Genomic DNA, 26,802 nt, shown 5'->3' on the forward strand with positions numbered 1-26,802 from the left:
GCCCCTTGAAGGGTTGCAGTTTCCGGGAAAGGAACAATATTTAAGCGATGTCGAATGCTCTGCGCATCGCACGTGGCCGCTTCGGGAGAGTGGTGCTGCTGGATATGGATCGGCCCCTGGTGCGGCACGCGCACCCGCATTGCCATGTCCTGCTGAAGGTCGAGGGGGCCGACACGCAGTTTTCGGTGCGCGATCGGCTCGTCCCGCTGACAGACGAAAGTGCGGTTCTCATCAACGCCTGGGAACCGCACGCCTATGCGCACGACCAGATGCGTCCGAAGACGGTGATCCTTGCGCTTTACATCGAACCGCAGTGGCTCGGCCATTTCCGGCCGAATTGGGCGACGAGCCATGCCCCCGACTTCTTCGCCTCCAATGTGGGTTCGATCAGCCCCAATATCCGTTCGCGCACGCACGCGCTTTCGCAATCCATGGTGCACGAGCCCAACAGCGCCGAGGTCCACGAGGTGCTTCTGGGCGAACTGATGATCGCCGTTATCGAGCGTTTCGCCGACTGGCGCGCACTACCGAATTCGATCCGTGACCTCGCTTCGCGCCCGATGCTCGACTTCCGCATCCGCAAGGCCGTCGAGCGCATGAAGGCGACACCGGGCGAGATCTCCGATCTCGACCGTCTGGCGATCGACGTCGGCCTGTCGCGGGCGCATTTTTTCCGGCTGTTCGAAACATCGATGGGGGTGACGCCGCGCGTGTTCCTCAACGTGCAGCGGCTCGAGCGGGCGGTTACGGCCGTCGCCGACGGACCGCAGAGCTTCGCGGCGATCGGCGACCAGCTCGGCTTTTCCGTGCCGGCGCATTTTTCACGCTTCTTCCACGATCACGCCGGGTCGTCGCCCAGCATCTTTCGCAATGTCACCCGCCTCTCGGCCCCAGAATTTGAGACTCCTCGGTAAGACCTGATACGCCTCGGTATCGCCTGATCGCGCACCCACCTCCACTCTTTGCTCCACGGCACCTTCCACCAACGGGTGCGGGAGGAGAAAATGACGAGATTGGAAACGACGGGAGGCCTGATCGGCCGGACCGTCGAACGTGTCGAGGATGCCGGACTTCTGACCGGCCGCGGCCGCTACATCGACGACCTGCCGGTCCGGCGTGACACCGCGCATCTGGCGATCCTGCGCTCGCCCCATGGCCATGCCGGGATCAGTGCCATCAATACGCATGCCGCCCGCGCGCTGCCAGGCGTCATCGCCGTCATGACCGGCGCGGACGTGGCAAGGCTCACCCGCAGCATGACGGTCGGAGTAAAGGCCAATGTCGAATGCTGGCCGATTGCCCGCGATCGGGTGCGCTATGTCGGGGAGCCCGTTGCCCTTGTCGTCGCCGAAAACCGCTATGTCGCCGAAGACGCGCTCGACCTGATCGAGGTCGATTACGAGACGCTGGCCGCCGTCATCGATCCCGAGAAGGCGCTAGCGGCGGACGCACCGGTGCTGCATCCGTCGCTCGGCACCAACCTTATCAACGAGCGCGCCTTTCGTTATGGCGACCCGGAAAAAGCGTTCGCCGCGGCCGCCCACCGCGTTTCCATCCGCATCGACTATCCGCGCAATTCCTGCACGCCGATCGAGACCTACGGCGTCATCGCGGAATATGATCCAGGCGAGGACGCCTATGACGTCACGGCGAATTTTCAGGGGCCGTTCTCGATCCATGCGGTGATTTCCCGCGCCCTGAACGTGCCCGGCAACCGTATGCGACTGCGCACGCCGCCCGATTCCGGCGGCTCCTTCGGCATCAAGCAGGGCGTGTTTCCCTATGTCATCCTCGCGGCCGTTGCCGCACGCGTCTCCGCGCGGCCGGTAAAATGGATCGAGGACCGGCTCGAACACCTGACGGCATCCGTATCGGCGACCAACCGCGTCACGACGCTGGAGGCGGCCATCGCCGCCGATGGCCGCATCACCGCGCTTTCCTGGGATCAACTCGAAGACTGCGGCGCCCATCTGCGCGCGCCAGAGCCGGCAACGCTCTACCGCATGCACGGCAATATGACCGGCGCCTATGCGATCGAAAATGTCGCCATTCGCAACCGCGTCGTGCTCACCAACAAGACGCCGACCGGGCTGAACCGTGGTTTCGGCGGGCCGCAGATCTATTTCGCGCTTGAACGGCTGGTGCACAAGATCGGCGACGAACTACTCCTTGACCCGCTCGACGTCATTCGCCGCAACCTCGTACCGGCGGACGCCTTCCCTTACCGCACCGCGACCGGCGGGCTGCTCGATTCGGGCGACTACCGGGCAGCGCTCGATCGCGCCACCGCGGAAGGCGGCCTCGATGCGTTGCGGCGGCAGCGGGACGCAGCGCGCGCCGAAGGGCGGCTCTACGGCATCGGCTATGCGGCGGTGGTCGAGCCGAGCGTCTCCAACATGGGTTACATCACGACCGTGCTGACGCCTGAGGAGCGGGCAAAGGCCGGGCCGAAGAACGGCGCGCAGGCCGTCGCGACGGTCGCCATCGATCCGCTCGGTTCCGTCACCGTCAAGGTGGCCTCCGTGCCACAGGGACAGGGTCACCGCACCGTTCTGGCGCAGGTGGTTGCCGAGCGGCTCGGGCTTGCCATGGATAAGGTGCGCGTCAACACGGAACTCGACACGGAGCGCGACGCCTGGTCGATCGCGTCCGGCAATTATGCAAGCCGCTTCGCTCCCGCCGTCGCGGGCGCTGCAGCACTTGCGGCCGACCGCATCCGTGCCCGGCTCTCCACGATCGCAGCTCGCCAGCTCAACATCACGCCTGACCGCGTGGACTTCAGGGCCGGAACGCTGCTGGACCGCGACAATCCGGACAATTCGGTCTCCTTCGGGCGCGTCGCAGCCGCAAGCCACTGGGCGCCCGGCACCCTGCCCGAAGGTACCGACCAGACGATCCGCGAGACGGTCTTCTGGACACCGGACGAGCTTCAGGCCCCGACGGCTGCGGACGGCATCAACTCGTCGCTCTGTCACGGCTTCATCTTCGACTTCTGCGGCGTGGAAATCGACCGGAAGACCGGCCAGGTGCGTATCGACCGCTATGTGACGATGCACGACTGCGGCCGCGTCCTGCATCCTGGCATGGTCGACGGCCAGGTTCGCGGCGGCTTTGCGCAGGCAGTCGGCGCCGCGCTCTACGAGGAGTATGCCTATGGCGGCGACGGAAGCTTCCTGACCGGAACGCTCGCCGACTACCTGATCCCGACCGTCTTGGAGACGCCGGAACCGCTGATCCTCCATTACGAGACGCCCTCGCCCTTCACACCGCTCGGGGCCAAAGGCGTCGGCGAGGGCAATTGCATGTCGACGCCCGTCTGCATCGCCAACGCCGTCGCCGATGCGCTCGGCGTCGAGGACATCCGGCTGCCACTGTCACCAAGCCGGGTCAGCGAATGGCTCTATGGCGAAGAGCGACCGCCGTCGAAGCCGCTAGATCAGACCCCGGTCGCCACCGGCGCCTCAGGCGAGCGGATGCTGACCGGTTCGGGTTCGGCTGAGGTTACCGCCACCCGCGAATCGGTCTGGGCGATGCTGCTCGACCCGAACACGCTGAAGGCGATCATCCCCGGTGCGCACGAGGTCCGGAAAGTTTCCGACACGCATTTCCGCGCCGAGGTCACACTCGGCATCGGGCCGGTCAAGGGCCGCTACCGCGCCGACATCCGCCTGTCGGACATGGTCGAGCCGGAAACCGTTACGCTCTCCGGCGGCACGGAAGGCGCACTCGGCTCCGGCCGCGGTACGGGTCGCGTCACGCTGACCGAAACCACCACCGGCACCCGCATCGACTATCGCTACGAGGCGGCGATCGGCGGCAAGGTCGCCTCGGTCGGCGGGCGCCTACTCGACGGCGCGGCGCGCGTGGTGATCGGCCAGTTCTTCCAGGCGCTCGCCCGTCATGCCGGCGGGGGCGCGCCTCCCAGCGCCGCCGCCGGCTTCATCCAGCGACTCTTCAACCTCTGGAGGCGCCGATGAAACCCGCATCCTTCGATTTCCTCTGCCCGGAAACAACAGAGGAAGTACTTGCCGCGCTCGCCGAAGGTGGCGGCGAAGCGCGCGTGATCGCCGGCGGACAGTCGCTGGTGCCGATGCTCAATATGCGGCTCGCCCGCCCTGCCCTGCTCGTCGACATCATGCGACTTGAAGCATTGCACCGGATCGAGACATCGGGCGACGAAATCGTCGTCGGCGCGGCCGTGCGGCAGGCAGAACTGGAAGCTTGGCCAAGCCTTCTGCTCGACCTGCCGCTTCTGGCCGCCGCCTTCCCGTGGCTCGGGCATGTGCAGACGCGGGCTCGCGGCACGGTCTGCGGCTCGATCGCCCATGCCGACCCGAGCGCGGAGCTGCCGCTTTCCCTGGTGACGCTCGGCGGCGCGGTCAGCCTGCGCAGCCGCAAACAGAAGCGCAGGGTCAAGGCGGACGACTTCTTCGTCGGTATGATGGCCACCGACCTCGCCGAGGGCGAGATGATCGAAGCCGTACATTTCCCGAAGGCCCGGCGCGGCAGCGGCTACGCCTTCCGCGAGGTCGGCCGCCGGCATGGCGATTTCGCCATCGTCGCCTGCGCGGCCGTCGCCGATGACAGGGGCTCGCGGCTCGGCATTGCCGGCGTCGACGACCGGCCTCGCGTCTTCCCGCTGCCAGCGCTCGACGACGACCAGTTCGACGATGCCATCAACGACATCGCCTGGTCGCTGAACGCCCGCGACGACATTCACGCAAGCGCGCGCTACCGGCGCGAACTGGTCCGCAGCCTTGGCCGCGAGACCCTGAAGGAGGCAAGCCGATGCCGCGAATGAACGCTGCCCGGAAGCACCCGGTCGACTTCACCCTGAATGGCCGAACCGTCCGTGCAGAGGCTGAAAATCGCATGCTGCTCTCGGACCTGCTGCGCCACGAGATCGGGTTGACCGGCACCCACGTGGGCTGCGAACACGGCGTCTGCGGGGCCTGCACCGTGCAGATCGACGGAAGGCCGGCCCGCGCCTGCCTGACGCTCGCCCAGCAGGTGCGCGGCAGCGATGTGCGGACTGTGGAAGCGCTTTCGCCCGACCCGGCCGAACTCTCGCCGCTTCAGGCGGCCTTTCGCCGCCACCACGGCCTGCAATGCGGCTTCTGCACACCCGGCATCCTGATGTCGCTCGACGTCCTTTTGCGTGAGCGTCCCGACGCGGGCCGGGAAGACATTCGCGAGCACCTCTCCGGCCATCTCTGCCGGTGCACGGGCTACGCGACCATCGTCGAGGCGGCGCTCGCCGCCGCGGAGGAACAACGGAAGGAGGAGAAACCGAATGTTTGATCTTGGAACGAGCTTCCTCGCAAGCGTCGAGCGCGACCCGGACCGGCTCGCGATCGTCGACGGGGCGATGCGATTGAGCTATCGCGACTGGTACGGCAAGGTCTCGGCGCTTGCCGCAGCCCTCAACGAGACCGGCCTGAAGCGGGGCGACCATGTGCTCACCGTCATGCAGAACCGTTGGGAGAACGCGTCGCTGCACTGGGCCTGCCAATTCCTCGGCCTGATCGTCACGCCGCTCAACTGGCGGGCCAAGGCCGACGAGATCGACTTCGGCATCGCGGATGCCAGCGCAAAGGCCGTGTTCTACGAGGCCGCGACGGAAGAGGCCGTGCGCCTGTCGCGCCTCGCGCGGGACCTGCCGCAATTCTCCGCCGATGCGCTCGCCGGCATCATGGAAGGCAGCGCCCGCGATGCTGTGCCGATGGCGGACGCCGCGGACTGGTCGCTGATGCTCTATACATCAGGCACGACGTCGAAGCCGAAGGGGGTGCCTCGACGGCATCGGGCCGAGCGCGCCGGCGCCCTGGCCCACGTCGCGCAGAACCTCTACCGGCATGGCGAGCGCACACTTGGCGTCATGCCGCTGTATCACACGATGGGCGTGCGTTCGCTGATCGCGTCCGCGCTGATCGGCGGGACCTTCGTCTGCCTGCCGCGCTTCGACGTGGGAAAGGCGCTCGATCTCATCGATCGCGAGAAGATCACCAACCTCTATCTGGTGCCGACGCTCTACCACGATCTCGTGCATCACGAAGCCTTTTCGCCCGAGCGCGTCGCCTCCGTCCGCAAGCTCGGTTATGCCGGCGCTTCGATGACCGACGGGCTCCTGAAGAGACTTGATCAGACTTTCAAGCCCGAACTTTTCGTCAATCATTACGGCTCGTCGGAGATCTACACCTTCACGATCGAACAGATGGCGGCCGGCAAGCCCGGCTCGGCCGGTCGCGCCGGCATCAACCAGATGATCCGCGTCGTCAAACTGGGCAGCCGCAACCCGGACGAGCGGGCGGCCGTTGGCGAAGAAGGTGAAATCATTGCACTGATGAAGAGCGACGAGGCCTTCGAAGGCTACTGGAACCGGCCGGACGCGGATGCCAAGGCGCTTCACGGTGGCTGGTATTTCACCGGCGACACCGGCTTTGTCGACCCGGATGGCGATCTCTTCGTCACCGGGCGGGCGGACGACATGATCATCACCGGCGGCGAGAACGTTTCGCCGGTCGAGGTCGAAAGCTGTCTGTCGCTGCATGAGGGCGTTGCCGAAGTCGCCGTCGCCGGCCTGCCGGACGAGCGTTGGGGCAAGATCGTCGTCGCCTTCGTCAAGCGGCGCGGCACTGTTACGGCTGAGGAACTCGATCGCCATTGCCGCGAATCCGGCCTTGCCAACTTCCGCCGGCCGCGCCGGTTCGTCTTCGTCGAGGCTATCCCGAAATCCCCTGTCGGCAAGCTGCTGCGCCGCCTTCTGGTGGCCGGTGAGTACACCGAAGAACGCATTCCCGAACATCAGTGAGCGGCCAGAACGCCCCCAGACCCACGAAAGGAAAATCCATGACTGAACAAGCCGCATTCCAGGACCCACGCCTCGCAGAGCTCGACGGATTCACCGTCACGATCGATGCGGCGCGCCAGCGCGCCGACATCACGCTCGACCGCCCGCCCTACAACGTCGTCTCCATGGTGGCGCGCGATCAGTTGCGCCTGGTCTTCGAGGCCCTCGAGGAGGACGATCGCGTGCGCATCATCGTCGTTGCCGGCAAGGGCGAGCACTTCTCGTCCGGCGGCAACATCAAGGGCTTCCTCGAGGCAAGCCCGGAGCACGTCTCCCACCTCGCCTGGAACATCGCGGCACCGGCCCGCTGCTCCAAGCCGGTGATCGCTGCAAACCGCGGCTATTGCTTCGGCGTCGGCTTCGAACTGTCGCTCGCCTGCGACTTTCGCATTGCGACGGATACCACGCGCTACGCGCTGCCTGAGCAGAAGCTCGGTCAGATCCCGGGTTCCGGCGGCTCGGCCCGCTTGCAGAAGATGGTGGGCGTCACCCGCACCAAGAACATCGTGATGCGTTCGAAGCGGATCACCGGCCAGGAGGCTTACGACTGGGGCATCGCCTCGGAAATCGTTGCGGATGCCAATCTTGAAAAAGCCGTGGATGCGCTCGTCGAGGAACTGATCGGCTTTTCGCCGCTTGCCCAGCGCACCGCCAAGAAGCTCCTGAACGACACCGACGACGCGCTGCTGTCGACGGCCATCGAACTCGAGGGCCACTGCTACAGCCGGCTTCGCACATCGGAGGATTTCCGCGAAGGTGTGCTCGCCTTCCACGAAAAGCGCGCGCCGGCCTTCGTCGGGCGCTGAGGTATCGGCCGGGCGGGAACCCGACTGCATTTTCCGCGAGGAGGGAGCGGCCTCGGATCCGCTTCGGGAGGATTGAAAATGGACACGATACAGCAGACCACACAGGAAAGACGCCTTGTCGAACGGGGACCCGGCCTTGCGTCGGGTCTGCGCGACCTGCCGAAGCATCTCGGCATCAAGACGATGAGCGCAGGCCTCGTCGCCGCCATCTTCGGCTGCTCCGGCCCGGCTCTGATCGTCATCGGCGCAGCCGAGGCAGGCCATCTGTCCAATGGGCAGACTGTGGCCTGGCTCTTTGCGATCTACGTGCTTGGCGGGATCATCAGCCTTCTGCTTGCACTCTACTACAAGCTGCCGGTCAACGGCGCGTATTCGATCCCGGGGGCGGCCCTCGTCGCCGGATCGCTTGCGACCATTCCGTTCAACGAGGCTGTCGGCGCCTTCATCCTTGCGGGCGCGCTTGTCCTGCTGCTGGGTGTCACCGGGCTCATCGGCAAGGTGATGCGTTGGCTGCCGATGCCCATCGTCATGGCGATGATCGCCGGCGCCTTGATCCGCTTTGCGACAGGCGCCGTGACCGCGCTCGGCACGGCGCCGCTGATTGCCGGCTCAGCGATCCTCGCCTTCTTCGTCTCCATGCGTCTGTCGAAGACCATTCCGCCGGTGCTGGCGGCTCTCGTCGCCGGCCTGATCGCGGCGCTCGCGACCGGTGCGGTCGGAGGCGGGGCGGCCAACATCGCCTTCGCGGCGCCTGAATTCACGATGCCGGTGTTCTCCGTCGATGCCTTCTTCGCCATCGCCATCCCGCTCGCCCTCCTCGTGATTGGCGCCGAAAACGCGCAGGCGACCGGCGTGCTGATGGCCGAAGGCTACCGACCGCCAGTCAACGCGATGACCATCATTTCCGGCATCGGCGGTGTGGCGGCTGGCTTCCTCGGCGGCCACAATGCCAATATCGCGGGCCCGATGACAGCCATATGCTCGTCCGAGCAGGCCGGCGAGAACAAGGAGGGGCGCTATGCCGCGACGGTTGTCAACGGCGTGCTCTTCGCCGCCTTCGGCCTCCTTGCCGGCACCGCCGTTCCGATCGTGCTCAGCCTACCGTCGGCCCTCATCGGCACCGTCGCCGGCCTTGCGATGATCGGCGTGCTCCTGTCCGCCTTCCAGAACGCTTTCGGCAAGTCGCTCGGCAATCAGACCGGCGCGTTCGTGGCGCTTGCAGTCGCCATGTCGAACGTCTCGCTTCTCGGTATCAGCGCGCCCTTCTGGGCACTCGTCGCCGGCGTTATCATATCGGCCCTGGTCGAGGCCGGAACGCTCAAGGCAAAACAGGCTGCGTGACACCCATAGGTGAGCGGTCGCACGGAAAACACTGCCCCGGTGCATCCGCACTGGACCTTCCGGGGCAGTCCAATCTCGGCCATTGAGTGGGTTCTGACTGTTTAGTCCCGAGAGGACATCGACGAACGGGCCGCGCCGGCAGCATGCTCGCACGCCTAGCGGTCCAAGTCGCCTGAGCCTGTCCATTATGACGGCGAGGATTGCTGACCGCATCCCCAAGGGTTACGTTGGGCGTTGCTGGAACCATCGGACGATGATCGGGTCGGCAGTAGAACTGCAGGGTCAAGGCGGTAGTTCCAACCGCCGACATGATCGATGGCCCTGTGCGCAGCAGCGCCGTTCGAAACACGCAGGCGTTCCTATGTGCAACGAGTACGAGCAACAAATCGGCTACACCGAATACTGCAAGGTGATGCAGGATCTCGCACTTGGCATCCCGACGCATCAAACACAACTGGATATGCCGTCGGCCAACGGAATCAAGCCGGGCGATATGGCGCCCGTTATCAGAGCTGCGGGCGATCATATAGTGGAGCTGACGCAGATGAAATTCGGGTTTCCCCGAACCCGCACGCGCGGCCCCTTGTTCAACCTTCGATCGAAGGGAAAGCATTTCAGCGACAGCCATCGGTGTCTCGTTCCAGCCAGCGCGTTCTTTGAACATGCGGGGAGGAAACACCCGACGGCCAAACACCGTTTCACGCTGGTGAGCGCGCCGTTCATGGCGATTGCCGCAATCTGGAAGCCCAGCCAGAAGGGCCAGCCCGCAGCATTCACGATGTTGACAACGCAGCCGGGGCCGGATGTGGAGCCTTTTCACAATCGCCAGGTCGTTGTTCTTCATCCGATCGATTGGCAGGCATGGATCAACCTCACCAAACCTGAGGAAGAATTGTTGTGCCCACTCCCGGTCGGCTCGCTGAGGGTGGAGACCCGCGGGAACGGGTTGACTGGCTAGCTGCGCTCGAAGGAAATGAGCCGTGTGTCAGTACCGGAACGATACTCCCGTCTTAGTGCGGTTCAAATCTCCCCCGGTTTGCGCGTTCTAGCCAGTCTTTCGGGGCGCAACCCGAAAGACCAGCGGCGCGTCGTCATCGATACTTCTTTCGAGGGTCGGAAGGGGATTTCGGTAATCAGACTGAGGGATACGCTCGCGGTATGACCCATGACTTTGACCGTGCGCCAGACTTTCGAAGCCTTGAAATTCACTCCGGTGGCGCCAATATCCAACGTACTTCTTTTTCATCCGGTTTGAATGCGAAAGGAGGACATCATGATCAACCCGGAACTCGTTTGGATGACGCCGGTTACCGTCCAGTTGAAGGACGGAACGCGACAAATCTTCGCTTGTGTCAATGACGCACTAGATTTCCTCGAAGGCGATTGGACCATTGACCGAGGCAGAAAATTTAACCGAGCCGCTCAATCTTGCCGTCGCGCACTCAACCGTGCAACACCGGTCGCAATCGCGCGCGACGCCTTCATAGACGCTTGTCGAGACGCGGGCATGTCTGCGGATACCGCCGACCTGTTCGATAAGCAGGCCGGTACTGGCGGTCAACGCTCACTTGCCTAGATGGTTTTGGCCGGGGCAAACCCTGCCCCGGCCTTGGCACCGCGCCGCGCAACTGCAATCCCTCACCGCGGTTTCTCCCACTTTTGACCACCAGGGCAGCGTAGCGTTTGGCATTCGGACGATCCTGACAGGCGACATGCCTCGACAAGCGATTAGAGAAATATTCCCAGACACCGACGCGTCCATACCTTCAAGATGATTTGTCCCGAAACTATCGTTTCGCTCAGCGTACCACGTACGCGGACATTTGACTCTTGATCAGGATTCATTCGCGGCGGTTGTGATGCCACAAGAACTGCTGAAGGCGAGAAACCGCAAGAGTGGCCCGCACTGGTTCTTGCCGTGGCCCTTTTGTCGCCGAAACCGTGGCGAGCCTTGTTCTGGGTTTATGGCTGGCGGTGTCGCCTTAGATTTCGCTATCACGGCGAGCATCAGTCCATATGGACCCACGGTGTCCTCGGCCCGCCGGCCGCCGGAGTGTMGGTCCGGGCATACTGGGACAACCAGAAAAATCCGCACGCGCATATAGGGTCAATAGCAGGCAGTCATTGCCCGCCGCGCCGGCGGCGGGCAGGTCACCAATCTGCCAGGAGGATTCCGCTCGGTCCCGACGCTTCGGCGCAAGGCGATGTCGGCTCCTGGCATGGGAAGGCGGTTTGAACTTTATCGGCCCATCATACCGCTAAGGCCCTCTCGCGAACATCAGCGGTCAAGGGCGCAGCATGAACGCGATCCGACATTCCTCGCAGAGAACAAAAGGTCCGCTTAACGAAACGCCGGTCCTTGTCGCCGGTTTCCGGTTTGCTACCCTCCTTTCTTCTCTTTCGCTCTGGATTAGGCCGCTTTGCCGCCTTCGATCTGCTTCGAAGCCGGTTTCGTCGTCTCCGGCTGGATAGCGATCCGCCGCGGCTTCATCTGTTCGGGAACTTCCTTCTTGAGATCGATGACGAGCAGCCCGTTCTCGAGCTTTGCGCTTTCGACGATGACATGATCTGCGAGTTCAAAGCGGCGCACAAACGGCCTCAGAGCAACGCCTTGATGGAGGTACTGAGCCTCCCCGTTTTCCGTTTTCGCACCGTTGATCACCAGCTTGTTCGTCTCATGCGTGACCGTTAGCTCGTCCTCGGCAAAACCGGCGACCACGATTGCGATGCGGTACGCAGCCTCACCAAGCTTGACGATGTTGTAGGGCGGCCAATTGTCCGTATTCAGGCTGCTGTTCTCGAGCAGGTCGAAGATACGGTCGAAGCCGATGCTCGACCTAGCGAAGGGGGAAAAGTTCGTTCTCATAGCTACATCCTCAATAGAGCAACATAGGTACGAGGGAGCGCCAAGAAGCTTGGGCTCCCTGACTGGGATCGACCCACTGGGCGTCGACGATGATGAATTGGTGTTCGCGGCGCGGCGCGTCAAGAGGCGGCCAGTTCCGTGAGGTTTAAATAGTTCCATCAATTCATGCCGATAGCACTCGTAGGTGAAAGCGCCAGAAAACTGCGCTCCGCCTATCAAAACCAAAAAACAGTATGATGCTCTGTAGATTTCCGGGATCAATTTAAACTCAGGTCGATCCTCGCCCTTTGCCAACCGCAGGGAGACGACTTGTTTAAGACACATTCGGTCGATAGGCATTGCTGCATCGATCTTTGCTTGTTGAGCTTTGTTTTCTCGCTCTCTGCGTTCAAGCCGACCTTCCCTCTCAAAATCGATCTATCTGCCTCAGTAGTCATTTTGTCGGCAGGTGAACTCAATCCAAGATTTTGAAAAGGAATTGTCATGAACACTGGAACCGTAAAGTTTTTCAACAGCATCAAGGGCTTTGGTTTTATCGAACTGGAGAACGGCGGTTCGGACGTATTCGTCCATGCGTCTGCAGTCGAGCGGGCTGGCTTGCGTTCCCTCGTGGAAGGCCAGAAGGTTACCTTCGACATCGTTCGGGATGCGCGTTCGGGTAAGAACGCTGCCGACAACCTCGCAACTGCCTAACTCGCTTCTGGCCGTTGACCACGGATGTACTGGCAGTGGCCATTGAGGCGGTACTATGTAAGAAGGTCGGCTCCGCCCGGCCTTTTTCGTTGATTACACCGATTTTACAGAGCCATCTTGGCCTGACTGCGGCGAGGAAGGCGGTTCGACTGCACTGATCATGCGCTGGGCCAGCCGTGCCTCGCTGTGCCCAAGGCGCGATGTCGCTCCTCGCATACTCGCGAGCTCTCGGCCGCCTTGGCTCGGTGGAGCGCTGTCTTCAGACGCGCCTCGACGGGCGTACACGAGCGGCGCTGAATTGCTTGATCTAAACTCCCCCGCGCCCGCCTGCATTGCCTCTGCTCGCCTGGCAAGCAGTTCTTCAAGAAATCCTCCGCCCCATATTCGGATCGACGCCGGGCCGTGCCAGCTTGTGGCGGGCGTCACGCGCGAAACGACTTGGTTTCTGCCAGCATCCGCCTCGGAAAAGTCGCCGGGTTATGCGGCTCCCGTCGCGCGCCGATTAAATCTCGGTGCCCGCACATCGCCGCGCCGCACCATATGACAGCAGGCTGTCGCACCACGTTGCGGACCTGCAGCTGGTTCGCCTTTCTCACACCCAGCGGCGCATCCAGCACGACAAGCCTGGCGGAGGGAGCTATACCGAAAATCGAAGCTGTTACCCAGCCGTTTGAGGAACGGCATTTTGCCGATTTGAAGTGACCCCCTGCTAAGTTCGACGGGCCGCCTGATATCGAGACCGCCCGTCGTAACGCCAGCAAGGCGTGAGAGAGGAGGGATATAGCCCCCTCAGGTATCGTACCGCAAATCGAGCTCTCCCAGGGCAGACCGAACCTCATCGATCGAAACCGGCTCCGGCGTTCCCGGAACATGACGAAGAGCTGGCTTCGAATCTATCGCGTAGAAGTCCGAAGCCCATGCGGCGAGAATGGTTCTTTTGTCATCGACAGAAAGTACAGGATCCTTCACCACATCCATTGGACGTCGAAACGGCGACCAGTGAGAGGCGAGAACGTTCGGTCCGTTGTTCACGGCAGATGCGGCAATCTGCTCAAACATGTTATCCATGCTCGGTCACCTCAGCTCACGTGTGGATCCCGACTCCACCGCGGCTTACTCGCGATGATGGGGTCGGTTTCCGGCGCCAGCAGGTCGTGCTTTCGCGCGAAGGCAGCAAACAACCCACGCGCGGTCTCAGCTTCGATCTCGCCGCTCAGGGCAGCTCGACACGCCTTGAGCGCAACCGAATGCGGACCATCCCTTAACGATATCGGCCACTCGACCAGATGGCGGTAAGCGTCCATCACGCTTCGAACCTCCGTCGGAAATCCAAGGCCGACGAGAATACGAACAGGTGTCTCGAACATATCGGGTTTCATAACGCTCTCCTTTCCAACCCGGTGTGCTCATGGGCGCCATCGAAACGGCGCCCGTCTCCAATGTTTCGCTTAGGCGGCGCTCTGGGCTTCGATCTGCGGCGCTATGTCCGGGCGTCCAAGCGCGGAACCGTCAATGCTGACCTTGCGCGGTTTCAATGCCTCCGGGATTTCCCGAACGAGATCGATGGTCAGCAGGCCATTGCTTAATCCCGCTCCACTCACCCTGACATGGTCGGCAAGCTCGAAACGATGCTCGAACGGGCGCCCGGCGATACCGCGGTGCAGATAGGTTTCGGACGGAGAATCCTGCTTCTTGCCAATAACGGTGAGAAGATTGGTCTGGAACGTTATGTCGAGGTCGCCCTCCGCGAAGCCAGCAACCGCAATCGAGATGCGGTAGCTGTCGTCACCCGTCTTGACAATGTCATAGGGCGGCCAGTCGCTGGTCGAACGGTCGCGCTGGGCGTTTTCCAGAAGATTGAAGAGCCGGTCGAAGCCTACGCTCGATCGAAAGAGAGGCGTGTAGTCGTAAGATGTTGCCATAGCCATATCCTCCTGAAAGCAACATGGGTATGGAGCGCCGAAAGACGGCGCCCTCAGCATTGCCAGCCCTGTTGGTCAGCCGCTGGCGGCAAAAGATCTGGTATCTGAAAAATCCGGCTTCAAGTGCTGCCCTGAAGATTTTTTTGCAAATCTCAGTTCAGCTTGAACTCACCTTCAATGCGCCGCCATTCGTTCGGCCGGATCAGGTGCTGATGCGTATAGCGAACGGAATGCAGCGGTCCGTCGAGATTGGCCTGCCAGAAATCGAGGAATTTCTGCATTTCAGGAAAGTCGGGAGCGAGATCGTAATCCTGCCAGACATAGGTCTGTAACACGGATTCGAAATCGGGAATTCGGTAGAGAATATGCGCGGTGGTCAGTCCGTAGCCGCTTATTTGACGCTCGCAATCCGGTGAATATCGCATGCTTCATCTCCGTTTCTCAACAACGCTAAGGTGGCGCAATTGTTCACGATCAGCAACGGGATTTTAAACGTCTAGCATGGGTTTGTTGTTCGTTTACAGTATGTTAGCAGCCGCGCAATGCGAGTGCTGATTTTTTTGACTTCACCCCTTGAATTCGAAAAACCTCAAAACCAGATGATTTCGCGCAAGACGCTCGTTTGAGGTCTTGTACCCGTCCAGACTGGTCATCCGGTCCGGTGATGGGGAACATCGTCACTACTGTTTGTCCATTGGAGGAAAACATGTCTTTCCGACCGCTGCATGATCGCATTCTCGTCCGTCGGGTTGAATCGGAAGAAAAGACCAGGGGTGGGATCATCATCCCCGATACGGCGAAAGAGAAACCGCAGGAGGGCGAAGTTGTCGCTGTCGGCGCCGGCGCCCGCAACGATGCGGGTCAGATCCAGGCCCTCGACGTCAAGGCGGGCGACCGCATCCTGTTCGGCAAATGGTCCGGTACCGAGATCAAGGTCAACGGGGAAGATTTGCTGATCATGAAAGAAAGCGATGTCCTCGGTGTCATTGAAGCTCCGGCCGTGCGCAAGCAGGCGGCCTGAACCAACCAGCGACAAGTCCATCAGTCAGATAGCTGCCTATTGAGGAGTTACAGAAATGGCTGCGAAAGAAGTCAAATTCCACCTCGACGCCCGGGAACGCATGTTGCGTGGGGTCGATGTCCTTGCAAACGCCGTCAAGGTCACGCTCGGACCGAAGGGGCGCAATGTGGTCATCGACAAGTCGTTCGGCGCCCCGCGCATCACCAAAGATGGCGTGTCGGTTGCCAAGGAAATCGAGCTCGAAGACAAGTTCGAGAATATGGGTGCGCAGATGCTGCGCGAAGTCGCCTCCAAAACCAACGATCTCGCCGGTGACGGGACGACCACGGCCACCGTGCTGGCGCAGGCGATCGTCAAGGAAGGTGCCAAGGCGGTTGCTTCAGGCATGAACCCGATGGATCTGAAGCGGGGCATCGATCTTGCCGTTGACGCGATCGTGAATGAACTGAAGACCAACGCGCGAAAGATCTCCAACAACTCTGAGATTGCTCAAGTCGGGACGATCTCGGCAAACGGCGACGAAGAAATCGGCCGATATCTCGCCGAGGCGATGCAGAAGGTCGGCAATGAAGGCGTCATTACCGTCGAGGAGGCCAAGACGGCAGAGACCGAACTCGAGGTCGTCGAAGGCATGCAGTTCGACCGGGGATATCTTAGCCCCTATTTCGTGACGAATGCCGACAAGATGCGGACCGAGTTTGACGATCCTTACATCCTCATTCACGAGAAGAAGCTTTCCAACCTTCAGGCGATGCTGCCAGTGCTCGAAGCGGTAGTTCAGTCCAGCAAGCCGCTCCTCATCATCGCTGAAGATGTGGAGGGCGAAGCGCTCGCGACCCTCGTCGTCAACAAGCTGCGCGGCGGTCTGAAGGTCGCTGCGGTCAAGGCACCAGGCTTCGGTGATCGGCGCAAGGCCATGCTGGAGGACATCGCCGTTCTCACAGGAGGCACCGTTGTCTCTGACGACGTCGGCATCAAGCTCGAGAACGTCACTCTCGACATGCTCGGCCGGGCAAAGAAAGTTGCAATCGAGAAGGAGAACACGACCATCATCGACGGCGTCGGCGCCAAGGCCGATATCGACGGGCGCATCGCGCAGATCCGCGCCCAGATTGAAGAGACCACGTCCGACTACGACCGCGAAAAGCTGCAGGAGCGTCTTGCCAAGCTCGCCGGCGGCGTTGCGGTCATTCGCGTGGGCGGGTCGACTGAGGTGGAAGTGAAAGAAAAGAAAGACCGCGTCGACGATGCACTGCATGCCACCCGGGCAGCCGTTGAGGAAGGTATTCTTCCAGGCGGCGGTGTCGCGCTGCTGCGTTCCATCAAGGCGCTGGATCATGTGGAGACGGCCAATCAGGACCAAAAGGTCGGCATCGAGATTGTCCGGCGCGCCGTCGAGGCACCGGTTCGCCAGATCGCCGAGAATGCCGGTGCTGAAGGCTCCATCGTCGTCGGCAAGCTTCGCGAGAAGACGGACTTCTCCTACGGCTGGAACGCCCAGACGGGAGAATACGGTGACCTCTATGCTCAAGGGGTCATCGACCCGGCCAAGGTCGTTCGCACCGCACTTCAGGATGCGGCCTCTGTCGCAGGTCTCCTGGTGACGACCGAAGCCATGATCGCCGAGAAACCGAAGAAGGATACGTCTCCGCCTCTGCCCGCCGGACCAGGCATGGACTTCTAACGCGATTGTTCAGGCCCGTTCTCCCAAGGACGGGCCGGACGGGCTCCACCGATCGGCCCCGCCGGCTGGCAGGCTACCTAGCTCACAGGTTGGTGTTGGTGCCGCAGCTATTCAGTGAGGTAGATATGCACACGAAGATGTTTGACCGGCCAGTTTACCTGCGTGAAAGGAAGGATCTGGTCCTCGAAATCACGAACCTGGACGATGCGATCGATTTCCTTGAGGAACGGTCTAAAGGAGATCGCGACATCATCCACGACGCAACCCTGAAGACGTGCTACCTGGCGCATGACGGTCACAAGCCAGTCGAAGTTGCGCGAGATGCGCTTCGCTCCTTCGCGAAAAGGAAGGGCATACTCGTGAAGGCCCCCGCGGTGCTCCCCTGGATGATCAAGGCAAGGTCCGGTGGCGGTCGGATCTCACCGTGAACTAACCTTCCCGCGAGAGGCTGCGTTTGTGGCCTCTCACTGGCGTTTCCCGACGATGCCATTATACGACCCCAACCGCACAAACCGGAACTCGGCCGTCATCGATCGACCATCGATCCTGTCCGGCGCAATACGTCTACTTCCAACGGTTAGTGACGATATCTGCAGAGCAGCGTCAGCCTTTGAGGAAACGTGCGCGCACGCCCATTGCGCGAACTGGTGATGGAGCCACACAGACCCCTAAGCCCGCCGGAATGGCGGTAGTCCTCATGCCATTCAGCACCCGCCGGTCATCGACATGGCGGACACCTCGTGACTTGTTGGGAAAAAGCGGCTTAATCACGCGCCACTCGAAGTCGGTAGGCCGTATCGGCTCATGCAAAACCTGAATCACGTTTTCAACACTAACGGAGGGTGAGCGGTGCTCGATTATGAACATGGCTGCTAGACGAGGGGTCACAAGATCATCGAGCAGAAAGCCTCATTCCTCTCTGGCCCCTCGTGCCCAACTTATCTATAGCCTTTGGGCTGCGGACTACGGAATGCGCAACGCGGGCGATCTTACGACTGCCGCCAACCTTCATCCTACGATCTTGGTTGATGGACAATCCGCCGCGCGGGAACTCAGGCTCCCTCAAGCGACGGCAGCTTTTTCACTCACATCTGAGGAGCTTGAACGACTGTATTTCGATCATTCGACTACATCATCGCTGATGATCAGGGCCGTCTGACCAGCACCGTTAATGGGTTCACGGCGTAGTTTTTTGATGTGCGACTTTCTCGGCGTTTGGTTGTAGTTCCGAAATACTCCTACCGGCCGGCATAGCAAGATTTCCGAGCCGGCCGGCACTGATCGGTTCAATGGTCGGCCTATTCCCGTCTCTGTGATGTGGCGCAACGGTCGTGACTGACAGCGTCGGCAGCGTCGAACTGACCCTCGGCTTCTGGGCCCGTATCGTCGCTTGGTCCTGTTCTCAGTTCAGCGTTGCCTCGGCGCTGTCGCTTCGCGACACCTCGGCGAGTAGAACCAGTTCATCCACTTCTTCGAGAATATCGCCATGGCCGGCGGTCTGCTGCAGGTTGCCGCGTTCGGCGCAGCCACTGGGGCCGGCTGAACAAGCCTCACAGTATACATAGATAAAATTCGACCTCTCGCATCCGGATTCTTCGTAAAGCTTTGGCAATGCAGCTTGTCGCGAAGCAAAACACTTTATGTTAGGATTTCAACATGTCTGTTTGGCGTGGGAGGAAAATTTGTACGTCAAGACTTCCGTCAGATTTCATCGGGGTCTAGTGCTCGAATATCGGACATTCCGTGGATAGCAAGGGCCGCCCAATCTCCTAACTGCGATAATGGTCGCGCAGGCGGCATTAAGCTATTCTTTCCTGATTTCTGAGTGGCCGGCCATGAGTATCGGGCAGCACTGGCATAACCAGGGGCCGAAGAAGTGACTACCGATGGAGAACGCAGGCTGGCGGCAATTTTCATTGCCGATGTCGTGGCTACTCACGACTTGTAGAACTTAATGAGGCGGCAACGCTCGCGGCGGTCAAAGATTTGCGTCGAGCCTTGTTGGAGCTCTTGATCCACGAGATAATGCCGCCAGTGAACTACGCCCGAACATAAGCTTCGAAGTCCTCCTGAAAAAGGCTGCCATCGCAGATCCGGCTCTGCAGGCCATTTCGGAGATCGTGCACGACATCGACCTGAAGGACGCGAAGTTCGCCCGCAAAGAGACACACGGCATCGCCAACCTGATCGCCAGGATTTGCGCCGCCAACACTCAGGACGAGCAACGGATAGCCCAGGGCGGCCCGGTGTTCGACAACCTCTATCAGTACTTCCGCGCCACACGCGCATAGCACGGACATGAGCAGATGCGTGATACCCAAGCTCTCCACCATAGAGAGGCGATGCCGGCCGAGCTGCCCGCGCTTCGCTCGGACGCAGCAGGAGTCCGAAAACGTCAGGCGCAGATATGCCTAAGGCGCGAGACATTCCTCGCATATGCCACAAGCGTCGACGTCCATACGTGAGGCTGGGAACTGCTTTTGACAACACAGGCACGTCGCGGTGCTCCGTTCGTCACGCTTTATGGGCTTAGGCGGAATGATTTCGATTAGACGATCGGTAGGAAGTTTCAGTACCACTTGGTCCATCTCGAGGCTCCATGTCGAGGATGGAATATGAGATAGGAAGCACCGGAGCTTGTGCAAGAGACTCCTCTCAAAGAGTCTTCACTGACGCTTTCATCGGTCATCCACCAGTGAAAGGCTGATGCCAATCACAAGCCGAAGCACCCAGCGCGTTGGCGACCGTCTCGACGTTGATGACGCGGGCACGGTTCACTTCCCGAACAAAGCTGGCTATGTAATCGTCTGCCAGGTTCATCACGATGTCCTGCCCCGTGCCCTGTTGCACAACTTCCCCATCCCAGTAGCGCGCCACGGTCCCGGACGAGCGACAGACGTCGACGTGAGCGGCCAAAAGCTCACGAAATCCAAACAATATCGGGTAGCAGAAATGATCCAACCCCACCTCCTGCTCGTATCGAATGCTGATAAAAACAACGAGAGCAAACGAACCAGCCATGTTCCGAACTGCAATAACAATCGCAGCTTTGTTCGCGGCTACTGCTTCAGAGGCTGCCGCGGAGCGATACAAAGCAAACGAGATCGGGGGAGAGATCGTCGGCCGGCGTATCTTCCTTGAAGCCCCCCTCGGTGGGGAATTCCCGCTCAACTATCGAAGGAGCGGCAGTGTCGACGGTGACGGCGAAGCTTTAGGCCTCGGTAGGTTCGTCAAACCCAAAGACACCGGCACTTGGTGGATACAGTCTGACCGCCTCTGCCAGAGATTTCGCACCTGGTACGACGGGCGCTCCATGTGTTTCGAGCTATATCGCGTCGATGGAGAGAGACTGAAGTGGATCCGCGACGACGGAAAGACCGGCATAGCCCGAATAGGTCCTGAACTTTGAAGTGGCACCGGATACGGGAAATGGAATGGATGCTTATGCTTTGCAACGGATTTGAGAGAGGAGAAGCATGCACACCTTCAGTGTTTTTCTCACGGCAGTCGCTATGAACCTCGCATTTATCAAACCAGCGGCCGCCGAATCCTTTTCGCTTGAGGGTTTCTTTACGGGCAAGTCGATCGCGGAAGGTAGCTTTCACAGCATCACCGGGGTCAAGAAGTCATTCCAGGCTCAGTTGCTGGGCAAATGGGATGGTCGAACCCTGACGCTTAGGGAAGATTTCACGTTCGATGACGGCACTCGCGATCGCAAGACGTGGCGGTTCATCAAAGATGGACCCGGCACGTATTGGGGTATGCGCGAGGACGTGATCGGAAAGACCGAGGTGCGGATTAAGGATAACGTCGCACGCTTCAGCTATCTGGTCTTCCTGGACCCGGAAAACCGCAAGAACAAGGTGCGCTTTCACGACACAATGAGATTAAACAATGATGGCCGGGTACTCAACACCGCCTACGTGACGAAGATCGGACTTCCGGTTGCCTGGACACGTGTAGAGTTCAGGAGGCGGTGACGGATGGGCGGAGCATTTTGCAGAAGCGAATCCAGGTCATCCACCTCGACGCTCATCCTCTATGCGCTACCAGCGTTTCCGCTGGCGGCGCTCGCCTTGCCGCTTTTCGTGATTGTCCCAACGTTTTACTCCGAAGTGATCGGACTTCCTATCGCGGCGGTTGGCGGCGCACTTTTTGCCATTCGTGTTCTTGATGCGGCCAGCGATCCGATGTTCGGGTGGCTCGCCGACCGTTGGCCTGGGGCCTGCGGTCGCCGTCGCGGCTTTTTTGTGGCGTCGATCCCGCTGACTGCAAGTGCCGCGTTCATGCTTTTCTGGCCGCCCCAATCGGTCGGACTGGGCTATCTGGTTCTATGGGGCGGGCTTTTGTCACTTGGCTTTACCTGGACATCTCTTCCGTACACTGCCTGGGGCGCAGAACTTTCAAGCGACTATGCCGAGCGAACACGCATCGCCGCTTTCCGCGAAGGGACGACACTGATCGGCACCTTAGCGGCCATAAGCCTCCCTTTCGTTTTCAGGCCGACAGCCCGCACTGGTGCGGAGGGGCTAGAGACGATAGCCATCCTGGTCGCGGTGATGCTCCCGATCACAGGTCTTGCGGCGTTCGCCTTCGTTCCTGAACCGTTTAATCGGTCGAGGCGGGAGCCTGGATTGGTGCAAAGCCTCGTTTTCATGTCGAAGAACAGGCCCTTCCTGCGTCTCATCGCAGCTTTTCTTTTGAACGGCTTTGCCAACGCAATCCCAGCTACTTTGTTTCTTTACTTCGTCTCAGAGCGTCTCGGCGCACCGGATTGGCGCGGCCCGCTTCTCCTTCTCTACTTCGCATGCGCTGTCATCGGCGTACCGATCGCGTTGAAGACCGCAAGGCGGTGGGGCAAGCACAAGGCGTGGAGCAGCGCCATGATAGCGACGTGCGCCATATTCGCGCTATCTGGATTTCTCGGAGACGGCGATCTGGTTGCCTTCGGTGCGATATGCGTTTGTACCGGCCTTTTGCTCGGCTTCGACCTGGTCTTGCCGCCGTCCATGCAGGCAGACGTAATCGACAATGACACAGCAGTCACCGGCTCTCAGCGGACGGGCATGTATTTCGCCGCGTGGGCGCTTGCCACAAAGCTCTCGCTCGCGGCAGCCGTGGGGGCGGTATTTCCGTTGCTGAGTGTGTTTGACTTCGATCCAGCTCAAGAACGTTCGTCGCCCCACGCGCTCGAGGGACTTTCGATGCTTTACGCCTGGTTACCGATCGTTCCGAAACTCGCAGCAATCGGCCTCATGTGGCGTTTTCCGATCGATCGCGTGGCCCAACGAGACCTTCTTGGCCGCATTTGACGGTATTGAGCTCGTCTACGGCTGCCAGGTTGATGACACGTTTTCCCTATCGCCCACTGAGGTAGGTTTCCATGACTATCGGTCGCGATTTAATCAACAATCACGCCTTCCACGAGACGGATCGTCGAAAGGTGGCGTGGGTTACCGGCGCAAGCTCCGGGATCGGTAAATCGCTTGCAATTCGGTTGGCACTCGATGAGTGGACCGTAGCCGTGAGCGCACGCAACACCGCTGGGCTTGAGATGCTCGCAAAATCGCTGGAGAACAAGGTCCATTCTTTTCCCCTCGATGTGACCGACCGCGAAGCGACTGAAATCGCCGTACGCGACATTGAAATGCGCCTAGGGCCTATTTCCTTGGCGGTTTTCGGCGCGGGCACGTACCGGCGCGATAGCCTGTCGACCTTCGACGCCGCGGCCATCGGAGATATGGTCGGGCTCAACATCATGGGAACCGTGAACTGTTTGCAGGCAATTATGCCAGCGATGACAGCGCGCCGGTCGGGGCGGATCGCAGTAATGGCGTCCGTCGCGGGCTACACGGGCCTTCCTGGGGCCGCAGGCTACGGCGCGACGAAAGCCGCGTTGATCAACATGTGCGAAGCACTTTATCCCGAACTGGAAAGGCAGGGCGTTCAGATAACAATCATCAATCCAGGATTTGTCGATACGCCTTTGACCCGCCGGAATGACTTCCCAATGCCCTTCCTGATCTCGTCGGAAAGTGCGGCGGAATACATCAAGCGCGGGCTTGAGCGAGGACAGTTCGAGATCGCATTCCCTTGGAGGATGAAAGTGGTCTTGAAGCTATTGAAGGCCCTCCCTCCAAGCCTGCGGTTCGCCTTGACGCGCCGAATGTTGCGTCAGGACGAAACCTGACATCCGTCACTTGGATTCCAGCCGGAACTGGTAGACATCGATGGTACCGTTGCGAAAGCCGGCGGCGCAGTAGTGAAGGTAGTAGAGCCACAAGCGCTTGAATCGTTCGTCGAATGCAGCGGATTTAATTTTGTGCCAACTCTTGAGGAAAGCACCTTCCCACATGAGCAGGGTTTTTTCGTAGTCACGGCCGAAGGAAAATGCGTCCCGCACCAGCAAGCCAGAGAATACAGCCTCCCGCCTGAAAGCTGCCGCAGAAGGCAGCAAGCCACCGGGAAACACATGTGTTTGGATAAAGTCGGCGTTGCGCCGGTAACGCTCAAACCTTCTCTCATCGATCGTAATCACCTGGATCAGCGCTTGTCCGCCTGGAGCGAGGTTTGCTCGGAGCTGAGCGAAGTAAACCGGCCAATTCTCCTCTCCGACGGCTTCGAACATCTCTATGGAGACGATCTTGGTGAAGCATCCTTTGCAATCTCTATAGTCCTGCAGCCGCACCTCGGCCAACGGAGACAATCCCTTGTCTGCCAGCCGAGCTCTTGCAAAGTCGTCCTGTTCCTTCGACAAAGTCAGCCCGGTAATGCGACACCCCGTGCGCGAGGCAGCGTACTCCATAAACCCACCCCAGCCGCAACCGATCTCAAGAACATGGTCTTGCGGACCGATTCGAAGCTCTTTTAGGATCCTGTCGTACTTAGATTGCTGGGCCTCACCAAGTGACTGCCCTTCCCGCTCAAAGATAGCGGCAGAATACGTCATCGTCTCATCGAGCCATGCGCCGTAAAAACCGTTCCCGAGGTCGTAATGGAACGCGATATTTCGGCGGCTCCCGGCGCGGGAGTTTCGTCTGAACAGATGCCGGAGGTAAGCGAGGCGGCTTAGTAACGGGCGAGACGCGAGCGCGGGCTTGATGGTCTCGTCGTTGGCAAGCGCCAGATCCATGAGCGCGCCCAGGTCTGGCGTCTCCCAGTCCCCATCGAGATAGGATCGCGAAAACCCCAGGCTGCCGCTGGTTAGCATACGCCAGACCGGTCTTGCGTTCCTGAAGACGATCGCTGCAGTCGGACCAGGGACGTTCCCCTTGATCAAATGCACCGCCCCGCACGGGAACTCCGCGCGTAACTGCCCGCTTTTGATACGGGCAAGCCAACCGCATACTATTCTCTGCCACAGCGGGCGACCCGATATTGGCAACGCCGCACCCCGATCAAGCTCGCTCATGCCAAGGTGTCTTTCTGTTCAAAGCGGGAGACAATCGTTGTAGCGACCAGCAGGTCCGCCGGTTGATGACGATGCACGGGCATGCCCTTTAGCCAGATTTTGAGCGCCTCCCAATGGATCGCACCCATTACTTTTACAGTCATGAGGGGGTGTTTTAGGAACGTTAGAAAAAGCCTCTTATCCGAGATCTCTTCCCTTTCACCGGAAAATACAGCCGTGAGAAGTCGCCCGTCACGATCGTTTTCGGTTATGCCGACGAACACGGTTTCCCCCGGCGGCCTGAGGTTGAACTCGTAGCGGCAATCCATGGGTACAAACGGAGAAACGTAAAGTTCTTTGACGCACGACTGCCGGATCGCTCCGCCTTGGTCGTCGCTCACCGGAATGACATAGGTATGACGTTCGTGGAACGTGTTGCAGACCTCATAGAGAACGGCCCGGACTTGGCCATCGCTTGCCTCACAGTAAAAGACGGTCAAAGGGTTGAAGACGTAGCCGAGAATGCGGGGGTAACATAGTACACGGATACGCAGCTGCTTCGCGTCCACCCCGGCCTCAGAAAGCTGGCGTTCGACCCAACTGCGAAGCGCGCCTGCTTCACCATTGCCGTGATCGCTGTCGCGAAAGCTGAAAAGAGCCCAGCGATTATGGCTGAAAAGGCGCAGCTTGCGGTCTAAGGACTCCAACTCATCCAGATCGAGGAGCAGCGAAAAGACCCTGTAGGAAAGCCTATGCCGGCGGGGCCGAAACCGAACGTGCCACACTTGCCCGCTGTAAAGAGCCGACCTTGACATCATTGAGCCGCCGCGTAACCGATCTCCGAGGGGATCCGGTCAGAATCGTCACGGACCGCCCACGGACGCCGCATGCCGGAGATCGCCTCGGCAACCGCAAGCCCGGACTGCAAGCCGTCCTCATGGAATCCACTGCCGAAGTGCGCCCCGCAAAACCAGACACCGCCGCGTCCCTGGAGACGCCAAAGCTCCTTTTGAGACACCAAGGCTCGATGATCGAACAGAGGATGGTCATAATCGAATGTCGCGATTATCCGCTCACTGGCTATCTTTTGATGCGGGTTCAGCGTCACAAAAAGCGGTGTCGCCGGATCGATGCCTTGCAATCGGTTCATCCAATAGGTCACACAAAGCTGGCGCTCACCGCAATCGTCCGACGCGCCAATGTAGTTCCAGCTCGACCACACGTTTCGCCGTTTGGGCATCAATGAGGTATCTGTGTGCAGAACCACCTTATTGCTCGTGTAACCGATCGCCGACAACAGCTCTCTTTCACGTGCGTTAGGTTCCGCAAGCATCGCCAAAGCCCGGTCGGCGTGAGTTGCGATGACAACATCCGTGAACGTGTCACGATTGCCATCACGATCGGTTATGACCACGGTCCCCACCTCGCGGCGGATCTCCCGGACTGCCTTTCTTGTTCGAAGCTCGCCGGAATAGTCCGACATTAGCCTGTTAACATATTCTCGGCTTCCGCCGGTCACGGTTCGCCAGCGAGGCCTGTCCGTTAATGCAAGCAAACCATGACTGTCGCAGAACCGAATGAAGGCATGCAGGGGATAATCTCGCATGCGTGTGGTGGTTGTAGACCAAATCGCAGCGCCCATGGGAAGGAGATGATCGGTAATGAAAGCCTGGCTATAGCCATTCTCGTCAAGATACTGACCCAGTGTCTTGCCAGCCAGATTCCGGCAATTGAGGGCCTTGGGAGCGGCGCGATAGAAGCGCAAAATGTCTGACAATATTCTCCAAAAGCGCGGACGAAGTGCGTTCAACGGCTGAGCAAACAAGCCTGTCAATCCAGAGCCCGAGTATTCGAATGCCCCGCCATCCAACGACGCGGAGAACGACATGTTGGAGGCTTGGGTCGGGACGTTGAGGTGGTCGAACAGCGCTACGAGGTTGGGATAGTTGCGATCGTTATAAACAATGAACCCTGCGTCGACGGGAACCGGCCCAAAAGCCGTGGGGGCCACAACTGTATTGGCATGACCTCCGGGCTTGTCGCCGGCCTCGTATAGCACCACCTCCAAGCTCTTACCGAGTAGCCAGGCCGCGGACATCCCCGAAATACCGGCGCCAATCACAGCGACACGCCGTTGCCCGAATTCACCCCTCATACCCCGATCAAACCGCATGTCGTCCCTCATTTTGACCAACACCCACGAACGCACTACGAAAAAATCTCCCGATC

Annotated in this window: 26 protein-coding genes and 1 pseudogene; 18 read left to right on the forward strand and 9 right to left on the reverse strand. The window is 60.2% G+C overall.

The features are described 5' to 3' along the window. Positions 1-47 precede the first annotated feature (47 nt). From AB4Z53_RS26630 to AB4Z53_RS26670, 9 genes are all read left to right on the forward strand, one after another. Entirely contained in the window at positions 48-914 is an 867-nt protein-coding gene (locus AB4Z53_RS26630; RefSeq protein ID WP_441598633.1) for a helix-turn-helix transcriptional regulator, read from the forward strand. Positions 915-1,004: 90 nt separating this feature from the next. Then, positions 1,005-3,977, forward strand: coding sequence for a xanthine dehydrogenase family protein molybdopterin-binding subunit (locus AB4Z53_RS26635; protein WP_441598635.1), 2,973 nt, complete (start codon positions 1,005-1,007; stop codon positions 3,975-3,977). After that, positions 3,974-4,801 carry an FAD binding domain-containing protein gene (locus tag AB4Z53_RS26640; protein WP_291159266.1) on the forward strand — a complete coding sequence of 276 codons (828 nt, stop codon included), beginning with the start codon at positions 3,974-3,976 and terminating at the stop codon, positions 4,799-4,801. The genes AB4Z53_RS26635 and AB4Z53_RS26640 overlap by 4 nt, the downstream gene beginning before the upstream one ends. After that, positions 4,789-5,301 carry a (2Fe-2S)-binding protein gene (locus AB4Z53_RS26645; RefSeq protein ID WP_218685805.1) on the forward strand — a complete coding sequence of 171 codons (513 nt, stop codon included), beginning with the start codon at positions 4,789-4,791 and terminating at the stop codon, positions 5,299-5,301. The genes AB4Z53_RS26640 and AB4Z53_RS26645 overlap by 13 nt, the downstream gene beginning before the upstream one ends. Beyond that, positions 5,294-6,811, forward strand: a complete 1,518-nt coding sequence (locus tag AB4Z53_RS26650; protein WP_441598637.1) for an AMP-binding protein — start codon at positions 5,294-5,296, stop codon at positions 6,809-6,811. Before AB4Z53_RS26645 ends, AB4Z53_RS26650 begins: the two co-directional genes overlap by 8 nt. 38 nt (positions 6,812-6,849) lie before the next feature. Further along, the gene (locus tag AB4Z53_RS26655; RefSeq protein WP_291159257.1) at positions 6,850-7,656 is read left to right on the forward strand and encodes an enoyl-CoA hydratase/isomerase family protein; all 807 of its coding nucleotides are present in this window, start codon (positions 6,850-6,852) and stop codon (positions 7,654-7,656) included. A gap of 78 nt (positions 7,657-7,734) precedes the next feature. Beyond that, complete coding sequence (locus tag AB4Z53_RS26660; protein WP_441598640.1) at positions 7,735-8,997, forward strand: benzoate/H(+) symporter BenE family transporter; 1,263 nt, start codon at positions 7,735-7,737, stop codon at positions 8,995-8,997. Positions 8,998-9,358: 361 nt separating this feature from the next. Continuing rightward, positions 9,359-9,955 carry an SOS response-associated peptidase family protein gene (locus AB4Z53_RS26665; protein WP_441598642.1) on the forward strand — a complete coding sequence of 199 codons (597 nt, stop codon included), beginning with the start codon at positions 9,359-9,361 and terminating at the stop codon, positions 9,953-9,955. Between the two features lie 315 nt (positions 9,956-10,270). Beyond that, complete coding sequence (locus AB4Z53_RS26670; RefSeq protein WP_226020812.1) at positions 10,271-10,573, forward strand: DUF982 domain-containing protein; 303 nt, start codon at positions 10,271-10,273, stop codon at positions 10,571-10,573. A gap of 834 nt (positions 10,574-11,407) precedes the next feature. Here AB4Z53_RS26670 and AB4Z53_RS26675 read toward each other — a convergent pair. Beyond that, positions 11,408-11,863, reverse strand: a complete 456-nt coding sequence (locus tag AB4Z53_RS26675; RefSeq protein ID WP_113541084.1) for an Hsp20 family protein — start codon at positions 11,861-11,863, stop codon at positions 11,408-11,410. Positions 11,864-12,346: 483 nt separating this feature from the next. Here AB4Z53_RS26675 and AB4Z53_RS26680 point away from each other — a divergent pair, with 483 nt between their 5' ends. Further along, on the forward strand, positions 12,347-12,556 hold the full coding sequence (locus tag AB4Z53_RS26680) for a cold-shock protein (RefSeq protein WP_113541085.1): 210 nt from the start codon (positions 12,347-12,349) through the stop codon (positions 12,554-12,556). Between the two features lie 789 nt (positions 12,557-13,345). Here AB4Z53_RS26680 and AB4Z53_RS26685 read toward each other — a convergent pair. The 4 genes from AB4Z53_RS26685 to AB4Z53_RS26700 form a co-directional block, all read right to left on the reverse strand. Continuing rightward, on the reverse strand, positions 13,346-13,624 hold the full coding sequence (locus AB4Z53_RS26685) for a hypothetical protein (protein ID WP_113541086.1): 279 nt from the start codon (positions 13,622-13,624) through the stop codon (positions 13,346-13,348). A gap of 11 nt (positions 13,625-13,635) precedes the next feature. Then, on the reverse strand, positions 13,636-13,935 hold the full coding sequence (locus AB4Z53_RS26690; RefSeq protein WP_113541087.1) for a DUF982 domain-containing protein: 300 nt from the start codon (positions 13,933-13,935) through the stop codon (positions 13,636-13,638). A 69-nt stretch (positions 13,936-14,004) separates the two neighbouring features. Next, the gene (locus tag AB4Z53_RS26695; RefSeq protein ID WP_113541088.1) at positions 14,005-14,478 is read right to left on the reverse strand and encodes an Hsp20 family protein; all 474 of its coding nucleotides are present in this window, start codon (positions 14,476-14,478) and stop codon (positions 14,005-14,007) included. Positions 14,479-14,630: 152 nt separating this feature from the next. Then, a complete protein-coding gene (locus tag AB4Z53_RS26700; protein WP_113541089.1) occupies positions 14,631-14,903 on the reverse strand; it encodes an usg protein in 273 nt (90 codons plus the stop codon). A gap of 281 nt (positions 14,904-15,184) precedes the next feature. Between AB4Z53_RS26700 and groES the strand changes: the two genes are divergently transcribed. From groES to AB4Z53_RS26720, 4 genes are all read left to right on the forward strand, one after another. Continuing rightward, positions 15,185-15,499: a co-chaperone GroES gene (gene groES, locus AB4Z53_RS26705; protein ID WP_113541090.1), complete on the forward strand. Its 315-nt coding sequence runs from the start codon at positions 15,185-15,187 to the stop codon at positions 15,497-15,499. Between the two features lie 55 nt (positions 15,500-15,554). Next, positions 15,555-17,183 (forward strand): chaperonin GroEL, encoded by a 1,629-nt coding sequence (groL, locus tag AB4Z53_RS26710; RefSeq protein WP_113541091.1) that lies wholly within the window; start codon positions 15,555-15,557, stop codon positions 17,181-17,183. A gap of 125 nt (positions 17,184-17,308) precedes the next feature. After that, entirely contained in the window at positions 17,309-17,611 is a 303-nt protein-coding gene (locus AB4Z53_RS26715; RefSeq protein WP_113541092.1) for a DUF982 domain-containing protein, read from the forward strand. A 1,641-nt stretch (positions 17,612-19,252) separates the two neighbouring features. Next, positions 19,253-19,474, forward strand: a complete 222-nt coding sequence (locus AB4Z53_RS26720) for a chromate resistance protein ChrB domain-containing protein (RefSeq protein ID WP_291157211.1) — start codon at positions 19,253-19,255, stop codon at positions 19,472-19,474. A 430-nt stretch (positions 19,475-19,904) separates the two neighbouring features. On the opposite strand, the pseudogene AB4Z53_RS26725 reads toward AB4Z53_RS26720, so the two are convergent. Continuing rightward, a pseudogene (locus AB4Z53_RS26725) lies at positions 19,905-20,051 on the reverse strand (proline/glycine betaine ABC transporter ATP-binding protein); the annotation flags it as partial. Positions 20,052-20,202: 151 nt separating this feature from the next. Between AB4Z53_RS26725 and AB4Z53_RS26730 the strand changes: the two are divergent. From AB4Z53_RS26730 to AB4Z53_RS26745, 4 genes are all read left to right on the forward strand, one after another. After that, positions 20,203-20,592 carry a hypothetical protein gene (locus AB4Z53_RS26730; RefSeq protein ID WP_113541096.1) on the forward strand — a complete coding sequence of 130 codons (390 nt, stop codon included), beginning with the start codon at positions 20,203-20,205 and terminating at the stop codon, positions 20,590-20,592. 67 nt (positions 20,593-20,659) lie between these two features. Beyond that, positions 20,660-21,163: a DUF3833 family protein gene (locus tag AB4Z53_RS26735; RefSeq protein WP_441598646.1), complete on the forward strand. Its 504-nt coding sequence runs from the start codon at positions 20,660-20,662 to the stop codon at positions 21,161-21,163. Positions 21,164-21,166: 3 nt separating this feature from the next. Then, complete coding sequence (locus tag AB4Z53_RS26740; RefSeq protein ID WP_291157189.1) at positions 21,167-22,495, forward strand: MFS transporter; 1,329 nt, start codon at positions 21,167-21,169, stop codon at positions 22,493-22,495. Between the two features lie 71 nt (positions 22,496-22,566). Beyond that, positions 22,567-23,373: an SDR family NAD(P)-dependent oxidoreductase gene (locus AB4Z53_RS26745; protein ID WP_441598648.1), complete on the forward strand. Its 807-nt coding sequence runs from the start codon at positions 22,567-22,569 to the stop codon at positions 23,371-23,373. Positions 23,374-23,379: 6 nt separating this feature from the next. Here the strand turns inward: AB4Z53_RS26745 and AB4Z53_RS26750 are convergent, their stop codons facing one another. The 3 genes from AB4Z53_RS26750 to AB4Z53_RS26760 are packed head-to-tail and all read right to left on the reverse strand — an operon-like array spanning position 23,380 to position 26,758. After that, positions 23,380-24,594 carry a class I SAM-dependent methyltransferase gene (locus AB4Z53_RS26750; protein ID WP_441598650.1) on the reverse strand — a complete coding sequence of 405 codons (1,215 nt, stop codon included), beginning with the start codon at positions 24,592-24,594 and terminating at the stop codon, positions 23,380-23,382. Further along, complete coding sequence (locus AB4Z53_RS26755; RefSeq protein WP_441598652.1) at positions 24,591-25,391, reverse strand: DUF1365 domain-containing protein; 801 nt, start codon at positions 25,389-25,391, stop codon at positions 24,591-24,593. Before AB4Z53_RS26755 ends, AB4Z53_RS26750 begins: the two co-directional genes overlap by 4 nt. Next, positions 25,388-26,758 (reverse strand): NAD(P)/FAD-dependent oxidoreductase, encoded by a 1,371-nt coding sequence (locus AB4Z53_RS26760; protein ID WP_441598654.1) that lies wholly within the window; start codon positions 26,756-26,758, stop codon positions 25,388-25,390. The genes AB4Z53_RS26755 and AB4Z53_RS26760 overlap by 4 nt, the downstream gene beginning before the upstream one ends. Positions 26,759-26,802: the final 44 nt, after the last annotated feature.

This window comes from Ensifer sp. 2TAB8, assembly GCF_052115125.1.
Taxonomy (GTDB): domain Bacteria; phylum Pseudomonadota; class Alphaproteobacteria; order Rhizobiales; family Rhizobiaceae; genus Ensifer.